This is a genomic window from Brachyspira sp., assembly GCF_050873525.1.
In the GTDB taxonomy this organism is placed as follows: domain Bacteria; phylum Spirochaetota; class Brachyspiria; order Brachyspirales; family Brachyspiraceae; genus Brachyspira.
Window position 1 is genome coordinate 1 of record NZ_JBNMIZ010000144.1, and the last position, 6,826, is coordinate 6,826.

The 6,826-nt window shown below is 33.1% G+C and carries 2 protein-coding genes; both read right to left on the reverse strand.

Features of this window, described 5'->3' with window-relative positions; genetic code table 11:
- Positions 1-4 precede the first annotated feature (4 nt).
- Positions 5-460, reverse strand: coding sequence for a cyclic nucleotide-binding domain-containing protein (locus ACR0QS_RS09425; protein ID WP_432633191.1), 456 nt, complete (start codon positions 458-460; stop codon positions 5-7).
- Positions 461-742: 282 nt separating this feature from the next.
- A complete protein-coding gene (gene uvrA, locus ACR0QS_RS09430) occupies positions 743-6,565 on the reverse strand; it encodes an excinuclease ABC subunit UvrA (RefSeq protein ID WP_432633192.1) in 5,823 nt (1,940 codons plus the stop codon).
- Positions 6,566-6,826: the final 261 nt, after the last annotated feature.

Genomic DNA, 6,826 nt, shown 5'->3' on the forward strand with positions numbered 1-6,826 from the left:
AACTTTATTGACTCAAAATATCGTTTTTAATCGAAAGAAATTTATTTTTATCGGATATGATTTTTAATAAATTTTCTATAAATATATTTTTATTATTTTTCAAATTATTATCGAATATATTTTTCACATTAATTTTTATAAGTTCGCTTCTGCTTAAAGAGACGGCGGTTATTGGAGATATTTTATTTGTCGAAAGCGCTATTGCTTCGGCGAATATTTCTCCGCTTTCAAATATATTGACTATATTTTTTCTCGTGTCTTCGTATTCTTTCGATATTTCTATTTTTCCGTTTAATATTATATAAATAGATTCTACTTTGTCTCCAGTATCAATAATTATATTTCCTTTATCGCAGGATTTTTTTTGAGATTTAAAATTTTCTAAAATATTTGGAATTTCTTTTTTATCTATATTTTCAAAAAGATTCGTTTTTATTATTATGTCTATATAATTTATCATATTTTTTATTCTAAATTCTATTAATAAAAAATCAATATTAAAATAATTTTATTTGTCAAAATGTTTAATTAATAATTTTTGTAAAATTTAATGAAAGAGTGTGGAGCGAAAAAGTTAATACTAAAATTTATTAACTTAACAATTTATAAAGCTTAATTATAGTCGTATTTACGGTTTTTTTATTTTCCCGTTATTACGAAGATATTTATAGCTAAAGTAATACACAGAAAAGAAATTTTATTGTGTTTGGATTGCTTTCATTTTTGCAAATGCTCGCAATATTTATATATACTTCCAAGTATAACCTTTTTTCATTTCAAGAATTTCCTCAACCGTTCCTTTGGCTATTATCTCGCCCCCGTTGATTCCGCCGTCAAGTCCCAAATCTATTATATAATCCGCAGCTCTTATCACATCGGGATTATGTTCTATTATAATTACGCTATGTCCTTTGTCCGCAAGTTTATTCAAGGCTATCAAAAGTTTATTCACATCGTCAAAATGAAGTCCCGTTGTAGGTTCGTCAAGTATATAAACTATATGTTCGTCCGATTGTTTTTTTGAGAGTTCGGTTGAAAGTTTTAATCGCTGTAATTCTCCGCCCGAAAAAGTGTCGAGTCTTTGGGAGAGTTTTATATATCCCAAACCGACTTCGCTCATAACCGATAAAGTTTTTGTAATCGATTTGTCGAATTCAAAAAATTCCAAAGCTTCGTCAACGGTAAGTTCCAATACTTCGGCTATATTCAAAGATTTAAATCTAACCGATAAAGTTTCGTCATTATATCTTTTTCCTCCGCAGGCTTCGCAGACTATTTCCATATCCGACAAGAAATGCATTGCAATTTTTCTTATTCCTTTTCCTTCGCAAATATTGCATCTTCCTTCTTTTGAATTATAAGAAAATCTTCCCGCAGAAAATCCCTTCGCTCTCGCCGTTTGAGTTTTTGAAAATATATTTCTTATTTTATCGAAAACTTTGCTGTAGCTTATCAATGTGCTTCTTATCGAACCGACTATTGAAATTTGGTCAACGAGTATAGTGTCGGAAATTATATCGGGAATATATGCGCTTTCAAATTTTGAATATTGATTTAATTTTCTTTTTTTCAAAGCAGGGTAAAGAGTGTCGATTATAAGTGACGATTTTCCGCTTCCCGAAACTCCAGTAACGACAACGATTTTTTTAAGAGGAATTTCAATATCTATGTTTTTCAAATTATTTGTGGAAACATTTTTTAATTTTATCGTCTCTGAATTTTCTTCTCTAACTTCGGTTTTCTCGAATACTTTTTTCTCTCCGCTTAAATATTCTCCCGTCAATGATTTTTTATCTTTTATTATATCGTTAAACTTTCCTTCAAAAATCACTTCGCCTCCGAAAGCTCCCGCATGAGGTCCCATGTCGATTATATTATCTGCTGCTTTCATCGTGTCTCTGTCATGTTCCACTATGACGAGAGTATTTTTTAAGTCTCTCAATTCTTTCAAAGTTTCAAGCAAATGTCCCGTGTCTTTAGGATGAAGTCCAACGGTAGGCTCGTCCAATACATATAAAACGCCCGTAAGTTTAGAACCGAGCTGACTTGCAAGTCTTATTCTTTGAGCCTCGCCTCCAGACAAAGTCGAATATTTTCTATCCAGCGATAAATAATTGAGTCCAACTTTATCCAAAAAACTTAATCGAGTTTTAATTTCTTTTATCGCTTCTTTAGAAATAATATTTTCTCTTTCGCTTAAAATTAGAGGAAGTTTATCAAAAAATTTAATCGCGCTTTCAACCGTCATTGCCGAAACCTGACTTATATTTTTTTTATCTATCGTATAAGCTCGGACTATTTCGTTTAATCTCTCTCCGCCGCATTCGGGACATACTTCGTCAATAAAAAATTTCGCGAGCGATTTATCTTTCCACTCCGAGTAATCCTCGCTTGTAATATCGTTATTCAAATGCCAGTATTCCAAAACATTTCCAACCGCGCTCTCGCCTCCAAAAAAGAAAGTATTTATAATATTTTCTTCAAGTTCGCAGAAAGGAATTTCGTATAATTCTTTTCTTCCAATTCCGTTTCTTTTAAGCATTCTAAATAAAGAGTCCGTATAATATTTTCCATGTGTCGAAAACATATTATGAAGCATAGTGTCCAAAGCTCCGTCAAATAACGGTTTGGTTTTATCTTTTATAGCCAAGTCTATACTGAAAGCTGGTTTGCTTCCGAGTCCTTTACATTCTGGGCAGTATCCCCAATGCGAATTAAAAGAAAAATGTCTCGGCGTTATTTCAAAATCAAATAATATTCCATGCAATAAACAAGCGGGAAATTTTGTATGAAAACTCTCTCTTATCATTATTCCGTAGCTCGATTTAATATGAACGATTCCTCCCGATAAATCCATCGCTTTTTCAATCGCGTCCGAAATTCTCGCTCTCTTATCTTTTCCAACGACTATTCTGTCTATAACTATTCCAACAGAATAAATTTCTTCTTTCGATAATTCTTTTATAGTTTCTTCGGTAATATCGTCAATAACATAATCTGAAGAGTTAATTTGTATTCTCAAATATCCCGCTTTTCTAATTTTCTCCGTCAAACTTTTTATTGCGGACGGCGAATTAATATCGTCAACATATAAAGCAAATCTATGATTAAGCGAACTATGATAAATCGGAGATATTATAATTAGTTTATAATTTTCCATAGTTTCCGTTATTTCAGTCGATAGCATCGAAGGACTTTGAGCTTTTAAAGTGTATTTATCGGCGCAATGCGGACAATGTGGGGTAGAAACTCTTGCAAATATCAGTCTAAAATAATCGTATATTTCCGTGACGGTAGCGACAGTCGAGCGCGGATTTCTGCTAACATTTTTTTGGTCTATCGCTATTGCTGGAGATAATCCTTCTATTTTATCGACTTTTGCATCCTCGAATCTTCCCAAAAATCTTCGAGCGTAAGTGGAAAGCGATTCAACAAATCTTCGCTGTCCTTCTTTGAATATAGTTTCAAAAGCGAGCGAAGTTTTTCCGCTTCCCGAAACTCCCGTTATCACATTTATTTTATTTTTAGGAATCGTTAAACTAATATTTTTTAAATTATGCTTATTAGCTCCTTTTATCGTAAGAAAATTTTCTTCAGTATTTTTATTTTCCGTTTTTTTATTTTCTTTTTTAATTTTATTTATTTTGGTTTTCGGATTCAAAACGGCTTTAAGTTCTTTTGCTGTAAGAGATTCTTTAACTTTTATTATATCTTCGGGTTTTCCTTCCGCTACGATTCTTCCTCCGTTGTCTCCGCTTAAAGGTCCCATATCAATTATATAATCGGCGCATTTTATAACATCCAAATTATGTTCCACGACTATAACGGTGTTTCCTTTTTCAACAAGTTTATCGAGCGCTTTGAGTAATTTTTTTATATCTTCAAAATGCAGTCCCGTAGTCGGTTCGTCTAAAATATATAAAGTGTTTCCAGTCGATATTTTATGAAGTTCGCTTGCAAGTTTTATTCTTTGAGCTTCGCCTCCCGATAAAGTCGTGGAAGGCTGTCCTAATTTTATATAGCCAAGTCCTATATCTTCCATTATTTTTAATATTCGAGTGATTGAAGTTATTCCGTCAAAAAATTCTATCGCTTCCGAAACGGTTAATTCCAAAACATCGTAAATATTTTTATCTTTATATTTAATATCCAAAGTTTCAGCGTTGAACCTTTTTCCTCCGCATTCTTCACATGGAACGAGAACATTTGAAAGAAACTGCATTTCCAATTCTATTAAACCCGCGCCTTCGCAAGTTGGACATCTTCCCGTTTTTACATTAAAAGAAAATCTGCCTTTATCGTATCCTCGCATTTTCGCAAGTTTAGTTGCGGCAAATAAATCTCTTATTGGAGAGAAAACTTTAGTATATGTCGCGGGATTGCTTCTCGGCGTCCTTCCGATTGGCGACTGGTCAACTTCTATAACTTTGTCTATATTTTTAAGTCCTTCGATTTTTTTATGATTTCCCACATTAAAAGTTTTTCCGCTAATTTTTCCGTAAAAATGATTATGCAAAGCTCTCATTAATATATTGTCAATCAATGTGGATTTTCCGCTTCCCGATAATCCGCTTACCACTAAAAATAAACCCAGAGGAATTTTAACATTGATATTTTTTAAATTGAACTGCGAAGCTCCGATTATTTTCAAAAATTTTCCGTTTCCTTCCCGCCTCGTTTTAGGAATCGGTATATCATCGTCTCCGCGTAAATATTTTGCCGTGTAGGATTTTTCCGATTTTATAAACTCATCAAAATTTCCAATTCCGACTATATTTCCGCCCGAAACTCCCGCGTCAAGTCCTATGTCGATTAAATAATCCGATTCTTCCATAGTTTCTTTATCATGTTCCACGACTATAACGGTATTATTTTTATCTCTCAAAGTTTTTAACGATTCTATAAGTTTTTTATTGTCCGATTGATGAAGTCCGATTGAAGGCTCGTCCAATACATATAAAACGCCTTCGAGTCCGCTTCCTATTTGGGAGGCTAATCTTATTCTCTGCGATTCTCCGCCCGATAGAGTAGGGGAGGCTCTTTCAACCGTCAAATAAGTAAGCCCGACTTTAACTAAAAAAGTTAATCTATAAATTATTTCTTTTATAATCGGATTTCCTATAATCTCTTCATTCGGTTTCAATTTTAATTTTGTAAAATAATCAAATAAATCTTCGATAGTCATTGAAGAAAAATCGGCTATAGTTTTACCGTCAAATTTAACGGCTAAAGCGTCTTCGTTTATTCTTTTTCCTTTGCATTTCGGACATTCAATTTCGTCCATAAAATTCGCAAAGTAGGACATTTTATAAGTTTCGTAATCGTATTTTAACCGCGTCAAAATTCCCGGAACTTTTTCCTCTACAATTTTACTATGATACCAGAATCTTTTTCTCCATCTAATTTCTTTATCCGTTCCGTAAAGCAAATATTTTTTTTCTGTTTTGGTTAAATCTTTCCAAGCCTTTTTCAAATCTATTTTATAAACTTTCGCTATCGTTTCCAATTCCTCGAAGCCGTATTCCATATCAAAGCCTATATGGTTATCGACAAAACAACTTAAAGCTCCTTCGTAAACGCTCAAATTCTCGTCTCTTATAATATGCTTTTCGGTAAATATATGTTCGACTCCGAGTCCTCCGCAGACGGAACATGCGCCCATAGGATTATTAAACGAAAATAAATTCGGCTCGATGTCGGCGATGGAATGCCCGCAATTTGCGCAGGAACGTTCGGTTGTATATAATCTATAATATTTGTCTATTTCCGACTGTTTGCTTATTTTAGTTTTTTTTCTTTTAGTTTTATTTTCTTTATCGTTTTCTTCTGTTTTTTCGGTTTCATGCTCTTCGTAAAAAGCGACTAATCCTTTCGTTATTCTTATCGCTCTTTCAATATCGTCCGTTATGCGCGATAAATATTTGTCTTCCGCTTTAATTCTGTCTATAACTATTTCCAAAGTATGCTTTTCGTATCTTTTGAGTTCGGGAATTTCATTTTCTTCAAATTTATAAATTATATTGTCGATTCTTATTCTCGGATAGCCCGCGTTTTTTACATCTTCGATTTCTTTTCTATATTCTCCTTTTCTATCGCGAACTATAGGCGCTAAAATAATTATTCTTTTATCTTTGAAATCTCTTAAAACCGTTTGAGCGATTTGGTCTTCACTCTGTTTTGAAATTTTATGTCCGCATTTTGAACAGTAAGGAGTTCCGAGACGCGCGAATAATAATCTAAAAAAATCGTAAATTTCCGTCACAGTTCCAACGGTAGAACGAGGATTTTTATTTACGCTCTTTTGGTCGATTGATATTGTGGGAGAGAGTCCTTCTATATGCTCCACATCCGCTTTTGCCATTACTCCCAAAAACTGCCTCGCGTAAGCCGATAAAGATTCCAAATATCTTCTCTGTCCTTCTTTAAATATCGTATCGAAAGCGAGAGACGATTTTCCGCTTCCAGAAACTCCCGTCAAAGTCGTTAAAGTTCTATGCGGAATTGAAAGCGATATATTTTTAAGGTTATGCTCTTTAGCTCCTCTTATTTCAATAGAATCGTTCATTTAAAAACCCTTATTAAAAAAATAAAATAATAAAAAAATATTTTAAATAATCATAAAATAAAAAGTTAAAATATTATAACATAGATTTTATATAAAAACAAAAAGATATTTGGATTTAATTATAATTTTACACAAAGTGGATTGCTTCGCTTGTTTCACTCGCTCGCAATGACAAAGTCATTACGAGGGCTTTAGCCCGAAGTAATCCAATTAGAATTTATTAACATTTCTAATAACAAGGGGTTTTAACCCCTTGTGTGC